Annotated in this window: 17 protein-coding genes; 7 read left to right on the forward strand and 10 right to left on the reverse strand. The window is 38.6% G+C overall.

Annotation, left to right across the window (positions count from 1 at the left end; genetic code table 11):
* Nucleotides 1-207 precede the first annotated feature (207 nt).
* Entirely contained in the window at nt 208-1,524 is a 1,317-nt protein-coding gene (locus R2Q78_RS02320; protein WP_316788503.1) for a sialidase family protein, read from the reverse strand.
* 147 nt (nt 1,525-1,671) lie between these two features.
* Here R2Q78_RS02320 and R2Q78_RS02325 point away from each other — a divergent pair, with 147 nt between their 5' ends.
* Nucleotides 1,672-2,502 carry an alpha/beta hydrolase gene (locus R2Q78_RS02325; RefSeq protein WP_316788504.1) on the forward strand — a complete coding sequence of 277 codons (831 nt, stop codon included), beginning with the start codon at nt 1,672-1,674 and terminating at the stop codon, nt 2,500-2,502.
* On the opposite strand, the gene R2Q78_RS02330 is transcribed toward R2Q78_RS02325, so the two are convergent.
* The 3 genes from R2Q78_RS02330 to R2Q78_RS02340 all read right to left on the reverse strand — a co-directional run bounded on the left by R2Q78_RS02330 (nt 2,497) and on the right by R2Q78_RS02340 (nt 5,143).
* Entirely contained in the window at nt 2,497-3,291 is a 795-nt protein-coding gene (locus R2Q78_RS02330) for a hypothetical protein (protein WP_316788505.1), read from the reverse strand. The genes R2Q78_RS02325 and R2Q78_RS02330 overlap by 6 nt on opposite strands.
* 384 nt (nt 3,292-3,675) lie before the next feature.
* A complete protein-coding gene (locus R2Q78_RS02335) occupies nt 3,676-4,164 on the reverse strand; it encodes a hypothetical protein (RefSeq protein ID WP_316788506.1) in 489 nt (162 codons plus the stop codon).
* A 13-nt stretch (nt 4,165-4,177) separates the two neighbouring features.
* A complete protein-coding gene (locus R2Q78_RS02340; RefSeq protein WP_316788508.1) occupies nt 4,178-5,143 on the reverse strand; it encodes an Rpn family recombination-promoting nuclease/putative transposase in 966 nt (321 codons plus the stop codon).
* Nucleotides 5,144-5,639: 496 nt separating this feature from the next.
* On the opposite strand from R2Q78_RS02340, the gene R2Q78_RS02345 reads away from it, so the two are divergent.
* The 5 genes from R2Q78_RS02345 (at nt 5,640) to R2Q78_RS02365 (ending at nt 8,758) form a co-directional block, all read left to right on the forward strand.
* Nucleotides 5,640-6,257: a hypothetical protein gene (locus R2Q78_RS02345; RefSeq protein ID WP_316788510.1), complete on the forward strand. Its 618-nt coding sequence runs from the start codon at nt 5,640-5,642 to the stop codon at nt 6,255-6,257.
* Between the two features lie 78 nt (nt 6,258-6,335).
* The gene (locus tag R2Q78_RS02350; protein WP_316788512.1) at nt 6,336-6,560 is read left to right on the forward strand and encodes a hypothetical protein; all 225 of its coding nucleotides are present in this window, start codon (nt 6,336-6,338) and stop codon (nt 6,558-6,560) included.
* Nucleotides 6,561-6,762: 202 nt separating this feature from the next.
* Complete coding sequence (locus R2Q78_RS02355) at nt 6,763-7,407, forward strand: DUF6266 family protein (protein ID WP_316788514.1); 645 nt, start codon at nt 6,763-6,765, stop codon at nt 7,405-7,407.
* Between the two features lie 78 nt (nt 7,408-7,485).
* Nucleotides 7,486-8,115: a DUF6266 family protein gene (locus R2Q78_RS02360; RefSeq protein ID WP_316788516.1), complete on the forward strand. Its 630-nt coding sequence runs from the start codon at nt 7,486-7,488 to the stop codon at nt 8,113-8,115.
* 4 nt (nt 8,116-8,119) lie between these two features.
* Nucleotides 8,120-8,758 carry a DUF6266 family protein gene (locus tag R2Q78_RS02365; protein ID WP_316788518.1) on the forward strand — a complete coding sequence of 213 codons (639 nt, stop codon included), beginning with the start codon at nt 8,120-8,122 and terminating at the stop codon, nt 8,756-8,758.
* Here the strand turns inward: R2Q78_RS02365 and R2Q78_RS02370 are convergent.
* The 6 genes from R2Q78_RS02370 to R2Q78_RS02395 all read right to left on the reverse strand — a co-directional run bounded on the left by R2Q78_RS02370 (nt 8,749) and on the right by R2Q78_RS02395 (nt 14,073).
* A complete protein-coding gene (locus tag R2Q78_RS02370; protein WP_316788519.1) occupies nt 8,749-9,576 on the reverse strand; it encodes a glycoside hydrolase family 16 protein in 828 nt (275 codons plus the stop codon). The two genes, R2Q78_RS02365 and R2Q78_RS02370, sit on opposite strands and share 10 nt — an antisense overlap.
* 99 nt (nt 9,577-9,675) lie before the next feature.
* Nucleotides 9,676-11,103, reverse strand: a complete 1,428-nt coding sequence (locus R2Q78_RS02375) for a sulfatase (RefSeq protein WP_316788521.1) — start codon at nt 11,101-11,103, stop codon at nt 9,676-9,678.
* 41 nt (nt 11,104-11,144) lie between these two features.
* On the reverse strand, nt 11,145-11,912 hold the full coding sequence (locus R2Q78_RS02380) for an endonuclease/exonuclease/phosphatase family protein (protein ID WP_316788523.1): 768 nt from the start codon (nt 11,910-11,912) through the stop codon (nt 11,145-11,147).
* A 42-nt stretch (nt 11,913-11,954) separates the two neighbouring features.
* A complete protein-coding gene (locus R2Q78_RS02385) occupies nt 11,955-12,887 on the reverse strand; it encodes a metallophosphoesterase family protein (protein ID WP_316788524.1) in 933 nt (310 codons plus the stop codon).
* A gap of 14 nt (nt 12,888-12,901) precedes the next feature.
* Nucleotides 12,902-13,891 (reverse strand): metallophosphoesterase family protein, encoded by a 990-nt coding sequence (locus R2Q78_RS02390; protein WP_316788525.1) that lies wholly within the window; start codon nt 13,889-13,891, stop codon nt 12,902-12,904.
* A 14-nt stretch (nt 13,892-13,905) separates the two neighbouring features.
* Nucleotides 13,906-14,073, reverse strand: coding sequence for a hypothetical protein (locus R2Q78_RS02395; RefSeq protein ID WP_316788527.1), 168 nt, complete (start codon nt 14,071-14,073; stop codon nt 13,906-13,908).
* A 287-nt stretch (nt 14,074-14,360) separates the two neighbouring features.
* Between R2Q78_RS02395 and R2Q78_RS21875 the strand changes: the two genes are divergently transcribed.
* Nucleotides 14,361-14,594 (forward strand): DNA-directed RNA polymerase subunit alpha C-terminal domain-containing protein, encoded by a 234-nt coding sequence (locus R2Q78_RS21875; protein WP_410478465.1) that lies wholly within the window; start codon nt 14,361-14,363, stop codon nt 14,592-14,594.
* Nucleotides 14,595-14,601: the final 7 nt, after the last annotated feature.

The following is a 14,601-nucleotide window of genomic DNA, read 5'->3' on the forward strand; positions in this document are numbered from 1 at the left end:
AAAGATTTTTAAGCTAATTTTTTCTAACAATTTGCGCGCATTCTTTGAAAACTGCTTTCATATATCAAAAAATGCAATTTTAATATGTATTACATAATTTAAAAGAAAGTGGCGATCTTAAGTGTTATTGACCAGAAGATTGTGGAATGGTAAATGAATATTCCAGAACGGAACATTCTAATTAGCAATAAACCAGGATCTAAATTGTTATTTAGTATTGCTCAATACCACATGCTTGATGTTTTTTCTATCGAAGGTATAGGTGATGTGTACCTTACCATCTTTAGTTTGGATGATAGCAGGATAACTATACTCCTTTTTAGCATCTCCGTTTTCCAGAATTGCGATATCTGTCCAGATTTTTCCATCCCTGGACATTGCTACATTTAATTTAAACCGGCCATTGAACCAATCTTTGCCGGGTACATCGGGATTGTAAACTATCAACTGTGTACCGTTTTTTAGAGTCAGCGCATCAGTTCCTGAGTTTGGGTTCAGCAGCGAAGTCTTGCTGAGTGCACTCCAGGACTTACCATTGTCGGCCGACCAGGATTCTACTACCGTCCCCTGTTTGCTGCGGCAAAGCATTTGCAGCCGCTTTCCGCCCTCATAAAAGAGAATACTCGGCTGTATCACATCCAGTGCAGACCCATGATCTACCGGGATCAGTTGCCAGTTCGCGCCATCATCTGTCGACCGCTCTATGTGTGCCTGCCATTTCTCGTTGGTTTCTGTACTAGATGGAGATAAAATACTACCATCCTTTAACTGTACGGGTTTGTTTTTTATCGGCCCCAGGATGCCATCTGGCAATCGACTAGCCGCAGACCAGCTCTTGCCATTATCTTTAGAGGTTTTTACCATACCCCACCATTCTCTTGGATTTGGGCCGGCTTTGTAGAACAGAGATACCTTTCCTGAACGAGATTTGAACAATACCGGATTCCACAACGGCACAACTACAGTATCTTTCATTTCACCCTCTGCAGCCACCCATGGAGCCAGCCATTTACCCTTTTCCAGTCTGGACATCCAGATTTTCACATCCTTACTACCTTCATAACTGCCACCAAACCAGGCTGCCAATATAACACCAGGCGAAGTTTCTACCAACGTAGAAGCGTGACATTGCTTAAAAGGAGCATCATTGAATATCAATTCTTCACGCTCTTTTTTCCAGTCAGGCTTTGGTATTCTGGTAAACTCAATCGAATTTGATTTCATGAAAAACACCCCGTTGTTACCATTCAGCGGGAAGAAATAATCATGTCCCAGGGGCATTGCTGCACTTAGCACAAATAAACCAACAGCGGTAGCTTTAGCTCCTTTTACAGTAAAACTGATATTAGGTTTATCCAGATCACTTATCTTTTTCTTCTTATCTTTATTTATGATGGTCAAATTAAATCCAGATGCGCTTTGTTTGATTGCATACTCATTCTTTTGCAACACCACAGTGTCCTTGCTATCATAAAAGACAAAGTTTTTCTGTCCGTTACCTTGCCCGTATATCTTGATATTCAAGCCAATGATAATTACTATTAACAAAAAAAATGCCTTCTGAAACGTCATAAAATTAGATTCTTGTGTTCAAAGTAGCCATTCAAAAATACAACTCCAAATATTTACCTATATTGAATGGCCAATCAGATTAAAATTTACTTCAATTAGATGACGATTAAAATAACCAATAAACCGCTCTTAGCTTTTGTCTTTTTCATTCAGATTTTATTATTCACAAATGCTTACGCCATTAATCCACAGAGGGAATATTCGGCAAAGCCAGATGCTATCGGACTGAAGTACGAAACGAATAGAATTAAAGTAAATAACTCTGTTACATTAAATTCCTGGGCGTGCCTGCAGCAGGATCTTAAAAAACCTTTTATCATCATTTCGGGCACTGATGCCGGAAATATGTCCAATTCCTTAGGGCAAGCACAGGCATTTTATGATGCAGGATATAATGTGATCTTATATGATTACAGAGGCTTTGGAGAAAGTTCAGATTTTAAGATGGATTTAAACGCCATGTATTATGATGAATTTGCAGAAGATCTGGCCAAGACTATTGCATTTGTTGAAGCGAAATATCATCCAGGTTCAATTGTGTTGTATGGGCAATCGATGGGAACGATCATCTCGCGTAAGAATGCAGATACCACCAAATTGATAAAAGGTCTGGTTTTAGATTCTTTTGTGATAGACCCAAAATTAGTAGTTGAAAGAATATTTGCACTGAAAAAGAAGAACATCTCACTACCCTCCACTTCCTCGGCTTATATCGAATCCAATAAGATCAACATTAAAAAGCCGGTATTGCTTTTTTCAGGGCTAAAAGATATTATCACAAAGACAGCCGACTATGAAGATTTTCTATCAAAAAATCCTAATTCAAAAATAGTTACCTGGGATTGTAATCACTTGGAATGTTTTACATCAATGGGTACGGAGCCAAATCTTTACATGAAGGAATTTAATAGTTTTGTGACTACACTATAGACATTCGTTATTTCCAATAAAGTTTTGTTCAAATTGTGCGATCACAATTTCGTAGAGATCAATTAATCTTTCTCCTATCAAATCTGCTTTTTGCACAAAAAACAACAGTTCCTCTCTACTTACCTCATAGTCATTTTCATAGCGCACACAGCGATAAGCATCATCCAGCAATGCCAGCAAAATCATCTCCTGGTCGTCCTGATCATTGAAAACTGAACCCATTTCCGCCACATAATGCTTCATTAGCTTCTGATGATTACGGATTGAATGAGACACTTTCTCTTTGCCTATAACTAGCAGTTCTGCTGTACGAAAACTAAGTTCTATTACCTGATGCAGCATAAAAGCCGCCAAAAGCTGATTATTTTGTTCGATATAAAACGCTGCTCCCTCCCTGAAACCGCCGATTTTCTTCACTTCCTTTTGCAGGCTAACGTTAGCATTGCAAAGCACTTCGTTGGCCGATAGCGCCACAACCGAGATAACATCTGTACTGTCGGGAGATAAATAAACAAGGTTTTCCTCCCTGCATATCGAATAAAAAACCATGCTACCCTGTGCGATCGCCTGATACACCTCCTGTGTATAAAACATCCTCGACTTATACTCTGGATATCCGTTCATGATCATTTCTACCAGAGGCTTAGCTTCAATGATGTGCAACTTGGATGTATTTCGCATCAGAATACTCAGTTCTTTCACTTTTGTATTTTGATATTCAAAAGTGCTGAGGTAAATACGCTCTATAGGAATTAGATTAGTAATACGGGTGATTATTTCGTTTATCATGGTCTCATTTTAGTTTTTTACTTGAAATGAGTCTCGGTAGGGATTTAGAAGCCGTACGGGCTGCTCTGAGTTAATAAAACTGAGAAGGCTTAAAAACGAAGATGCACTATAGCGGGCCTAAGTAAATTCCGCACAATCGGGCTTCTCACGGCCTGGAACACGGGTTACAGTAGGCCCATAACGCTATAGTGCACCTCCAAAAGTACAATATTATTCGTTATGGGCATTAATCTACTGTCTCGGTTCTATAATTGTGAGAATTTGATTGTCGAGACTCTTTAATTAATACCTCATTGAAGAAGCAGCGATATGTTGTTACGTTTCTTTATTTCATTGGCGTTTCTCTATTTTTTAAATTTGTTTCATTGGGTAAGTAGATACCTATTAGTCTTGTTTTAAAAAGCTAGCACCTCTTAACCATTTAATTTGCGTCTCGGTCAAGTGAAGGGATTTTTGAATGTGAAGTAGAGTAAATTTTTCTTTCTTCATGGCCAATGCTATTTTCAGTATCGAAGCTTGCTGTGCTGTCTCAATTTCCTTGATTGTATCTTTAGCACCCTCTTGAAATGCCTCATCTTTGACAAAATCCAGAACTAGACAGTAATCCCAATATCTTGATTTAGCTTTCTTCTGCGCACTCCATAACAAATCATTGATTTCTGGAAAATCAAAACCTGTTATTTCAGCTATTGTTACCAATTCGATCTTCTTTTTTATGCATTTCACCACCGCTGATTTCTTTTCCTCCAAAGATGTCGCCAATGCCATTTCCTGTCCGAGCTCATAACCTTCACCTCTAGCAAAATCAAAACAATTCTGTCTGTCCCACTGGGCCATTTGTTTTCTCAATTCGTAAAATTCAGTTGAAAACATTATATTATATTGTTTATAATAAAACTATCTCTTCAATCGTAAGACCTGTAGCTTCTGAAATCATCTTAAAATCTAAACCCTTATTTTTTAATTTTTTAGCGATTTCCTTTTTTTCTGCAAGAGCCCTCAGTCGTTCTTCTTCACGACCTTCTTCACGACCTTCTTCACGACCCATTTCCATTGCTTCTTTCTTTGCATGGTTAAGAACATTCTGATTGTCCCATTCTTCTTGTTGTGCTGTTCTGTACATTTCTAATTCCTCCTTAGTAAATTTGGCGCATCTCGCCGATTCAAAAAATACGCTCATTTCTCCCGCAAATCTTGGTTCCTTAGTCATCTTGGAAGCATTTTTCAAACTATAAATCCATTTATCCAAACCAGTTTCAAGCACAGATTCTGCTTTGTCAAATTTTTCCAGTTCAATATAAATGAAATGAAGCTTATCATAAAAAATCGTACCTTTTAGGGTATCGCACAAAGCAACGTTGTGCAGATATAACTCCCTATCTGTACCTTGTAAACTGGATTCTTCAAGTAGGGAAATTATGTAGATAGCTTTTAGTTTGTAGTCCCATCCCTTTCCTTTTGGTGCCTGATCGCTAATCAATCTGCAGGTATAAAACAGAGAGCGGTCCTTAAAATATGTTTGTTTTTTCCTTTGCAGTTCAACCAGAAAAGACGTCCCATCTTTATCAATACAGACAAAATCCAGTACAGCTCCCCTATAATCCTTTACCTCTCCTGTGTACTCATTCTTACCATATGTCATAGATACGATTTCCCTTTTTCCTTTCAAAACTTCATTCAGGAAAGCTTTAGCCACCTCTTTATTGGCTTCACTAGCAAAAATCCGTTTGAAAGCCCAATCATTTAGCGGATCAACAAAAGGATTCTTCTCTACAACCGAATAAATGACCTCTGGCTCGGCAATAGCGACATCAACTAATGTAGCATCTAATTTTTCCTCGTATTCCTTCATTGTTCATCCAAATAAAAGTCAAAACAAATATCAAATAAATAACTTATACAACCAAATATTTCTCAGTAATTAATATTCTGTAAATAATTAAAAATTATTGACAAATAATTCAATATTTTACAATCATGAAGTATGACAAAAGAAGAATATGACCAACAAGATTAAATAGCTACAACACAAGAGATGCTATATTTTAATCTGTTTACTGATAGTGTTCTGAAACCCCACTAAACCAATATTGAAACCCAAATAAAACTTTAGTAATACAATTTTAATCCTACCCTTCCCATCCGCTTATCCTCCGCTTCAAAGCGAAGCAACATCGAACGATCTTCGAATGACCATCGACGCGTAGGCGGAGAATATCTAGAGTTTCAGCGCATTTTCACTAAACTTTCACTAAAGTTTCTATTTTTCTACCACCTTACTCAAAAAATTACTCAACTTCGCTATACCATTTTCGAATGGAGTAATATTCAACTAACTACCTATCTAAATGAACACCTATCCTCCAGAATATGATGATCTGTTGGCTCATCTTCTCAGTTTCACACCAATGCCTACTGAGTTTCGCTCGTTGTTATTTCCAGAATTAAAAGGGCCTTTTGATTATACAGAACATTCACCGGTTTTGAAACCCGACGAAACTGCGCAAACTGCTTACTGGCCTATATCAGGTTATTTGAGGCGCTACACTACTTATAAACCAGAAGCCGACCGGGAATATGAGGAAGAAAAAACAACAGATATATCTGTTCCCGGAAAAATATACCTTCCTAGCCATAGCTTTATGAACCAGGTGCCGGTAGATTTTTCTTTGGAGACCAGAAAAGGCAGCAGGATGATCACATTCTCATACGATTCGTTTATAACTATGGCCGAAAAAATGCCTGAGGTATATCAATTGGCTAATTTGATATTAGGAGACGCGGAACAGCACTGGCTCAAAAAAATAGAGATCTGCAAAGTAAATTCCAAGGAAGCTTACGAAGGGTTTAAAAAGTTTTTTAGCGATCCGGTAGGGAAAGGATTTTTGTTGCAAAAGCAGGTAGCTAGCTATATAGGTATCAGTGAAGAGGAATTGAGCCGTATTATTAACGGACATCGGAGTTGAGATTTCTCAATTTGAAATAAATTTAGCGGGCGTTAACTTGGTGTTTAATAAAAATCTAATTAACCCTAAATCTAAATTATGTGCCGGTTATTCATCAAAACCAAAGATCTGGCCGATATTATTGAGGTCAGTGAGCGTACTGCAAAGTCCAGACTTGCATATGTACGTGCCAAATATGGAATTCCAAAATATGAACCTGTCTCCATAGAAAAATACAGCCGCTGTTTCGAACTAAATGAAGAACAGGTGATTAAAGCTGTTGAGGATTCCAGAAATAAAAAGATAAAACATCTACTTAAATAAAGGTGCAGAAAAGTGCAATAAGGTGCAAAAACAGGTAAAATGATACTGATTATTAGCTACTTATGTTTTTTGATTTTATGTTTAACCTACCATTTGCAACCGGAGTAGCGACTTAAAGGTAATGTCAGGAGACAGAGCCAGAAAGCTAAACCGGATTTGTAGGTGGTATAAATAACATATGGTTTTACCTCATAACTATTTTATGGGAATTCAACATTTGGGAGCCTTTGGAGGCTTCCAGGGAAAAGCGGGGGCACTAGTCGGCCACCGTGTAAATGGGCAAAATGTCATCACAGGCATTCCCTACCCATCCACTAAACCACCTACTCAGTTACAGATCAACGCCCGGTTGAGATTTGGATTGATGGTTGATTTTTTACGTCCTATTAACTCCTTACTGAGAGTAGGATTTAAGGATGTAAAAAAGGAAAAACAGTCTGCATTTAATGCAGCTTTTTCCGAAAACTACGGTACCATTTCTGGTGTAGCGCCGGCTTATGTGATCAGCTACGATCAGGTGATCATTAGTAAAGGGCCATTGGCACCTGCTTACAATCCGGAGGTATCTACCGTTGTCGGTGCAGGTATCAAGTTTGATTGGTCGGCACTGGCTGTCCTTGATTCAGGTAAACCAACAGATTTAGTTACCGTATTGGTTTACAACACGGTAAAAAACATGTTTGTAGGTTTCATGGGTGTTGTGCCAAGATCTGCACTGACCTACACCCTGGATCTCCCTGCGGAGTTTGCAGGCGATCAGGTTCAATGCTGGATCTCTATGGCTTCGGCTGATGGTGATCTGGTAAGTGACAGTGTGTTTGTTGGCGCATTAACGGTAGTAGCGTAATGTGTAAAGAAGGTGCAGTATCCCTTTGTGGAACTGCATCTTTTTAGCTTTTAATTCAACTAAAAAAACAAGAGTAATATGGGAATCTTGAATAAAGGAATATTTGGTGGATTTGTAAATAAGACCGGCCCCCTGGTAGGACGCAACGTGAAAGGACAAAACTTGATCACTGGTTTGCATTACAAAAGCAATAAGAAAATTAGTATAGCCCAGCAGAACCAGAATCTGAAATTGAAATTTATAGTAGAATTTCTAAAACCAATCAAGAGTTTAATTGCCTCTGGTTATAAACATGTGGCTAAAAAAGGAATAGCATTTAATGAAGCTGTTTCTTATAATTTTCAATTTGCAGTAATTGGTAGCGGAGGTATTTATGATATTGACTATTCTGCAGTTTTGTATAGTAAAGGAGGTCTTGCAGGCCCACTGAATCCTAATGTTTCATTTATTGACTTTGATTCATTGGCATTCACATGGCAATTGACAAATCATTGTGATTACGATGATGAGGCTACTTTTTTGGTTTACAATGAAGACTTAAAGTTGTTTGCGGCAAGTATAAATGCAGTAAAAAGAAGCAAATGTGAATATCTAATGGAGTTGCCTCCAAAGTTTATTCCCGGAAAATTACATTGTTATATGAGTTTCCAGTCCAGAAAATTCAAGAAAGTGAGTAACAGTATATATGTTGGAAAATTAATTTTATAAGATCATGGGAAAATTAAATTCTGGCCTCTTCGGTGCATACACCGGAAAAATTGGTAACCTTTCTTTTTATCAAATAAACGAACAAAATATAGTTCGTACCATAGGAAAGAACACGGTGCCTCCTAGTGAAGCGCAGTTAAATACCAGGCAACAAATGGCGGTGGCAACTATTTTTGTGCAGTCGGTATTGGGTTTTATTAAAGTTGGCTTTAAAGTAGTTGCTACTAATGAAAAGCGTTATCCCTTCAATATGGCGGTCTCTTATCATAAAAAGTATGCTTTGATTGGGACTTATCCAAATGTAGAAATTGATTATAGCAAGGTCATACTTTCGCAAGGCGATTTACTACCTGCACAGCAGCCACTAGTATCTTTAGTGCCTGAAGGATTGCTGTTTAGCTGGTTTACTGATCCTATACATCCGGAGCAAAGTGACTTGGATCAGGTGATGTTGATGGCTTATTTTCCTGCCTCCAAACAGCCGATATATATACTTGCAGGTGCCATTAGGTCGGCCGGATCTGAAATTCTGAAGATTCCTCTGGAAATGCAGACAGGCTTTGTGGAGACCTATATTTCTTTTATCACTGAAGATCGGACTGCAGTGGCAGATAGTGTGTACACGGGCAGGGTTTATTTATAAATCCGTACCCAATCTATTTCCATTTTGAAAGGCAGATCTGCATCTGTGATTTTTCCAGGCCAGCCAGCACCGCCAGATTGGTTCAAGATCAGATAGAACGGCTTATCAAAAGGCCACTCTTTGGATATCGCATTTGTAGGTTTTGTATAGGTATACTGTAATGTCCCGTTCGTATAAAACTGTATCTCGTTCTGATTCCAGATGATGCCATAGGTATTGAAGTCATTTTCGTTGTAAGTGACACTTTTTGTAGCGGTACTGCCGCCATCTGCACCAGTTACCTGTGCGTTATGAATGGTATGATGAATTACACTTTCAGTATTTACGTGTTCCATAATATCGATCTCGCCGCTTTTTGGCCAGCCTCCATAGGTGTTTGATTCCGGCATCATCCAGATGGCAGGCCAGGAACCTTTACCTTTGTTGAATTTTGCTCTTACCTCTACTTTTCCATAAGTGATACTAAATTTTCCGGAGGTTTGGATTCCGCCTGAATGGTATGGAATATCATCTCCTGCGATGACTTTGTTGTCCATTCTTAAAACCAGGTTTTTTCCATCCTGAGACACATAATCTGAACTTGAAGTTAAGAATTTGGCCCATGCAGGCTGCCATCTTTTACAATAACTCCATTTGCTGGTATCAAAATCGCCAGACTTGTTAAATTCATCAGAGAAAATAAGTTTCCATGATTTGGAAGATAATTTCAGGGTTTGTTTTTCTGACTCTTGTCGTTTTGCAGTTTGTGAGAACAGTTGTGTAGGCAAGAATAAAATAAAAAAAGTAAAAATGGTGACTTTAACATTTAATAAATCCATGAGATAAGCTTAATGCTATAGATATACTTCGTAATTATGTCATACATATATACGAAAAATAGAATTTATAAGTTCACATAAAGCAATAATTTTTATTAGTTAATCGTCTGACGCCGCACTTCCTCCTTTTTCAAGTTGATGGGTAGCATCAATTTTTACAGGCATTGGGGCATTTGTTTTCTTCAACCAGTTTAAAAGTCCTTGTAACATCTCGTCTCTTTTAGCCGGATTGATGTTTGCCAGATTTTTTCGTTCGCCCTCATCATCTTTCAGGTTGTATAATTCAATGGCATTATTGGTAGTGATTTTGTTTTTTCCGCCGTCTAGAAGCCATTCTTCATGATATAGCAGGATTTTCCAATCGCCTTTGCGCATGGCAGTAACAGGCCGTGTGCGGAAAATACTGTCTCTGCCTCTTATCACAGGATTATCTAAATATCCCGGGAAATGCCAGAAGATTTCTTTTCTCTGGGTATTTTCTTTATCGCCATAAAAGATAGGTAATAGATTTTCACCATCTAATGCTATGTTTTTATTGCCCGCCAGGGCTAAGAATGTTGGATACAGATCCAGGTTGATGATTGGGGTATTGTTGCTTGTAGAGGGTTTGATATACCCCGGCCAACTGGCTATAAATGGTTCGCGGATACCACCTTCATAATAAGAGCCTTTATTGCCACGCAGGGGTTCCTGAGATGAGGCCTGAGTTGCTCCGTTGTCACTTGTAAAAACAACTAAGGTATTTTTATCGAGGCCAGATTCCTTTAAATACTTCATTATTAAACCTATGCTGGCATCAAAATCATACACACATGCCGCATACATGGCATCTTTGTTTTTTAATCCTTTGGCTTTGAACTTGGCTAATGTAGCGGGTAATGCTTCCTGTGCGCTATGAATGGCATGATGTGCCAGGTAGGCAAAGAAAGGCTTCCCTTGTTGCTTCTGCATGAATTCAATAGTAGCATTGGTTAGTGAGAAAACACCTTTTGGATCGTCTGTGCCTTCTACATTTTTGTTAGGGTTGTTTGCCCTGCTGTCGTTGTATTCATCAAACCCTTGATCTTTAGGTGTCAACCCTGGCTTATTGCCCAAATGCCATTTGCCGAAAATACCTGTAGCGTAGCCTTGCTTCTTTAAAGCTTCAGCTATGGTTACGAAAGATGGGTTAAGGCTGGTTGTATTTTTAACAGGAACCATTCGCATGAGGTTTAAGGGCCCCCTCGTGGTGCTTCCTACTGCATAAACGCCGTGACGCGGCGTGTAGGATCCGCTCAGTAAACAAGCGCGGCTGGGCGCACAATTTCCTGCTCCTGCATAGGCATTATTGAATACCATTCCGCTCTTGGCAAGGGCATCAATATTTGGTGTTTCAAATTTATCGCTTCCTGTGAAGCCGCAATCTTTGTAACCCATATCGTCTGCAAAGATCAGGAGTATATTGCGTTTTTGCTGGGCTGCTGCAATTGCAGGCAGTACCAGCAAAATCAAACAAATCGTTCTTATGCTGTAGCTTCTAAAGTTCATTTTGTCAATTTGATTACTGTTATGTATTTCAGTTCAATTTATCACTTAATGATTAGATCTGCAACTACCGGCAAATGATCAGAACTCAGTTCGCCTGTCATGACATAAAACTTTTCAACCTTCCATTTTTCTTTAGACCTATAAAAGATGTAATCAATTTGTTTAGTCGGATTGACGGAACTGATTGTTTTGTAGCTTCCATTTCCACCGGTATTGATCCAGCCGTACTTTTTCAATTTAGCAATGACCACATCGTCTGGCTCGGCATTAAAATCGCCGGTAAGGATAGTAGGTATGTTATTGTCTTTGAAAAAAGCTTCTTCTATAACATCTACTGTGGCGAGTCTTGCTTGCTTTGAACCAATTGTCTTAAGCCAGTCGAAGTGTGTATTGATTAGTCTTACTGCGCCCATCTCCTTAGATTTAATTGAAAAATCTATGGTCACCGCCATGGCCTGGTAGCGACTGGAGCTTGCGCTTGGTATGCTTTGATTGCCCTCCCATTTAAATGGGTATTTGCTTAAAATGGCATCGCCATAGCCGTTCATTTTACCCAATGACGGACCAAACACTACTTTCATTCCTGTTAGCCTTCCAATTTCTGCAGCCATTAATGAATCGCTGATTTCCTGTAGGCCTACGATATCAGGGTCTGCTTTTTTGATTAGCTCAGCGATGTTTTTCAGGCTGTTTTTACCATCCATACCAACACAATAATGTGTGTTATAGCTCATTACTTTGATCTGGGCATATGCCGAGCTGAGGGCAAATGACAGTATAAATAAAGGAATTAATATGTATTGTTTCATATCACTCATTTTGTGTTGGTACAATCTGGTTTCTTTAATGTATTAAGTATTCATTTCGTATTTAACATATTCACTGTCAAACGTGCCGTCATTGTATAGATTTAGAAGTGTATATCCCGGCACTGTTTGTCTATATGCACTTTTGCCATCATCGCCTGGCTCCCACCAGAAACCGCTGGTAGCTCCGTTACACATATAGGTAACGTCGTTATACCAAACTTTATCAAGCAAATGGATGTGTCCGCTTAAACAGATTTTAACGTTCTTGTTTTTATTGAAAACTTCGATGAACTTGAGTACATCTGTATGATTTGAACCTCCGCCGATTTTGAAAGGGCCTCTGACATCTGATTTATTATCGGTAATACCTGTGCAGCTCAGCAATGGGTAGTGCGACATGATTAAAATGTTTTTGTCTGTATTTTTCTCTACTTCCTGTACAAACCAATTCCACTGTTCATCATCGAGCATTCCGGGACTAACCGAATGATTACTATCGAGCATAATGAAATGCCATCCGTTCTGACTATAACTGTAGTAATTGTGCGCGATGCCCAACATTTTTAATACACCTGGTTTACCGTACAATTCGTCGCCTTTTCCTTGCCACCACATGTCATGATTGCCCAATACGTGGTGCATAGGGATGCCCTTAACTACTTCTACACTTTCTTTCCAGCAAGACCAGAGCTGTTCTACCCTGTCTTTAGTGATGTTAGCATAATCAGCAGCATAAATGGTATCGCCACCATTAAGAATTAGATCTACCTTGTCCTTTTTGATCATTTCCAGACATTTCTTAAAACGCGCAACGGCATTATGCTCCGGTCTGATGTGTACGTCTGTAATGTGGGCTACTTTTAATACCTTTTTCTTCTTTTCCGCAGGGACTGTTGCCGATGCTTCTGCGATGTTGCTTACTGCCAGGGTTCCCGCTGCAAGCCCTAGTGATTTGATTAATTCTCTTCTTTTCATTTGTGTGTGTTTACCTAACTTAGTTTTCTATCTGATATATAAGGGACAATTGGATATATGACAGTCTCCATTTTTACGCCCAGTTTTTCCGGTGATGAACCAACAAACACTGATTTTTTACCTTTTATTTTAATCCTGCCGTTGTGTTCTATTTCGATCATTGCCCATATTGGATCTTTATAGGGTGCCGTGTATTTGATATAAGGCTTAGCTTTATCAATTTCTGCAGAGTATCTAACCTCTTTATAATCATCACCCAGCCAGCTGTAGGACGCGCTATTGATCTGGACGTAGTGGATGTCATTGATGTGGTTGTAGTAGTCCTGATGGTGATGACCGCTAAGCACGAGGATTACTTTTTGTCTGCCAGCTTTTTGATTTGCCTGCTCAAAAGTATAGCGCAATAAAGTGCCATTTTCTAAACCACCGGAATCATTGTCTATTCCCTGATGGCAAAAAATTATGGTTGGTAAAGTAGTAGCATCCAGATCCTTTTTTAGCCAGTTTAGTTGTATTTGAGAAATGTACCTGGCATAACCTTTTGGACGGTCCGGACTTTCGTTATGCTCATTTCCATCCAATACGACGAAATGAAATCCATTTTTATCAAATGAGTAGTATTTTGATTTCGAGTTCCAGAATTCGACTACCTGATCGCGTGTGTATCCGCCGTCGTTGTCATGGTTGCCAATTACATGATATTTATCCCCCTTAAATTGGTTCCAGACGTCAAGTAATGGTGTATTGGCTTTCTTAGGTACGCAAAAGTCGCCACCCTGTATGATGAAATCAGGCGATTCAGCATTCATTTCTTTAATAAATGCAGATAGTCTGTCGATACCATCGTGCATGATGTCATGATGGAGATCTGTGATCATCCCGAACCTGATTTTTTTAGCTTCGGGGTTTACTTGCTGGTCTTCAGTACTAAGTTCCGGAAATCTGGCAAAAAGCAAGGTACCTCCTGCAAGTCCGGTTTTTGTTAAAAAATCTTTTCTGTTCATTTGTGTGGTTTAAGTTAAAGAGATAGTTTTAAAAAAGTAGGTTTAGGTTCATCCTCATACTGAGTTACCGAGGGATCTCTTGGTTGTTTTAATTCGTTGCAGCTTACATGATCAAGAGATATCTCCTCGCTGAGCTCTGTCGAGATAACGAGCCTACCTATTTCGGCATTCTCTTTTTTCATTTGGTGTTGTTTTTTATTTGACTACAAGGTACAGAAAAAGACATAATATTTACAAATATTAAACAATTTGAATTTTTAAACATTTGTCAATATCAGCCTAAATTTAGTAAAAGGCACCTAACACTATCAAAACCTTATAAGTATATAGAAAACGTAGAGCTTAAAAGTTTACAAATACTAATATTTTACTTTCTTTTGTTGTATTTTTTATTTAGAATTGTACTATAAATGCATAGCGATAATTGGTTTCCAGAATTAGCCAATGCATCAACTAACTAAACTGCTTAATGAATATAAAAAACTACTCGATCAGGGAGGTGAAGGAATTCTCTACCCGAACCAAAAATGCTTTAATTCAGGTAGGAATTCTTTATGTCAGAGACCTAAGTAGGCTGCATCACAAAGATTTGAACATGATTTATTCAATTGGAGAAAAAGGAAAAAGAAGCATAATAGAGTTTTGCAATAAAAACTCACTAATGTTTAGCGAGCAAACCTTTTTTACGAAACGGTCTTTTTAATAATAAC

The organism is Pedobacter frigoris, from assembly GCF_032678645.1.
Taxonomy (GTDB): Bacteria; Bacteroidota; Bacteroidia; order Sphingobacteriales; family Sphingobacteriaceae; genus Pedobacter; species Pedobacter frigoris_A.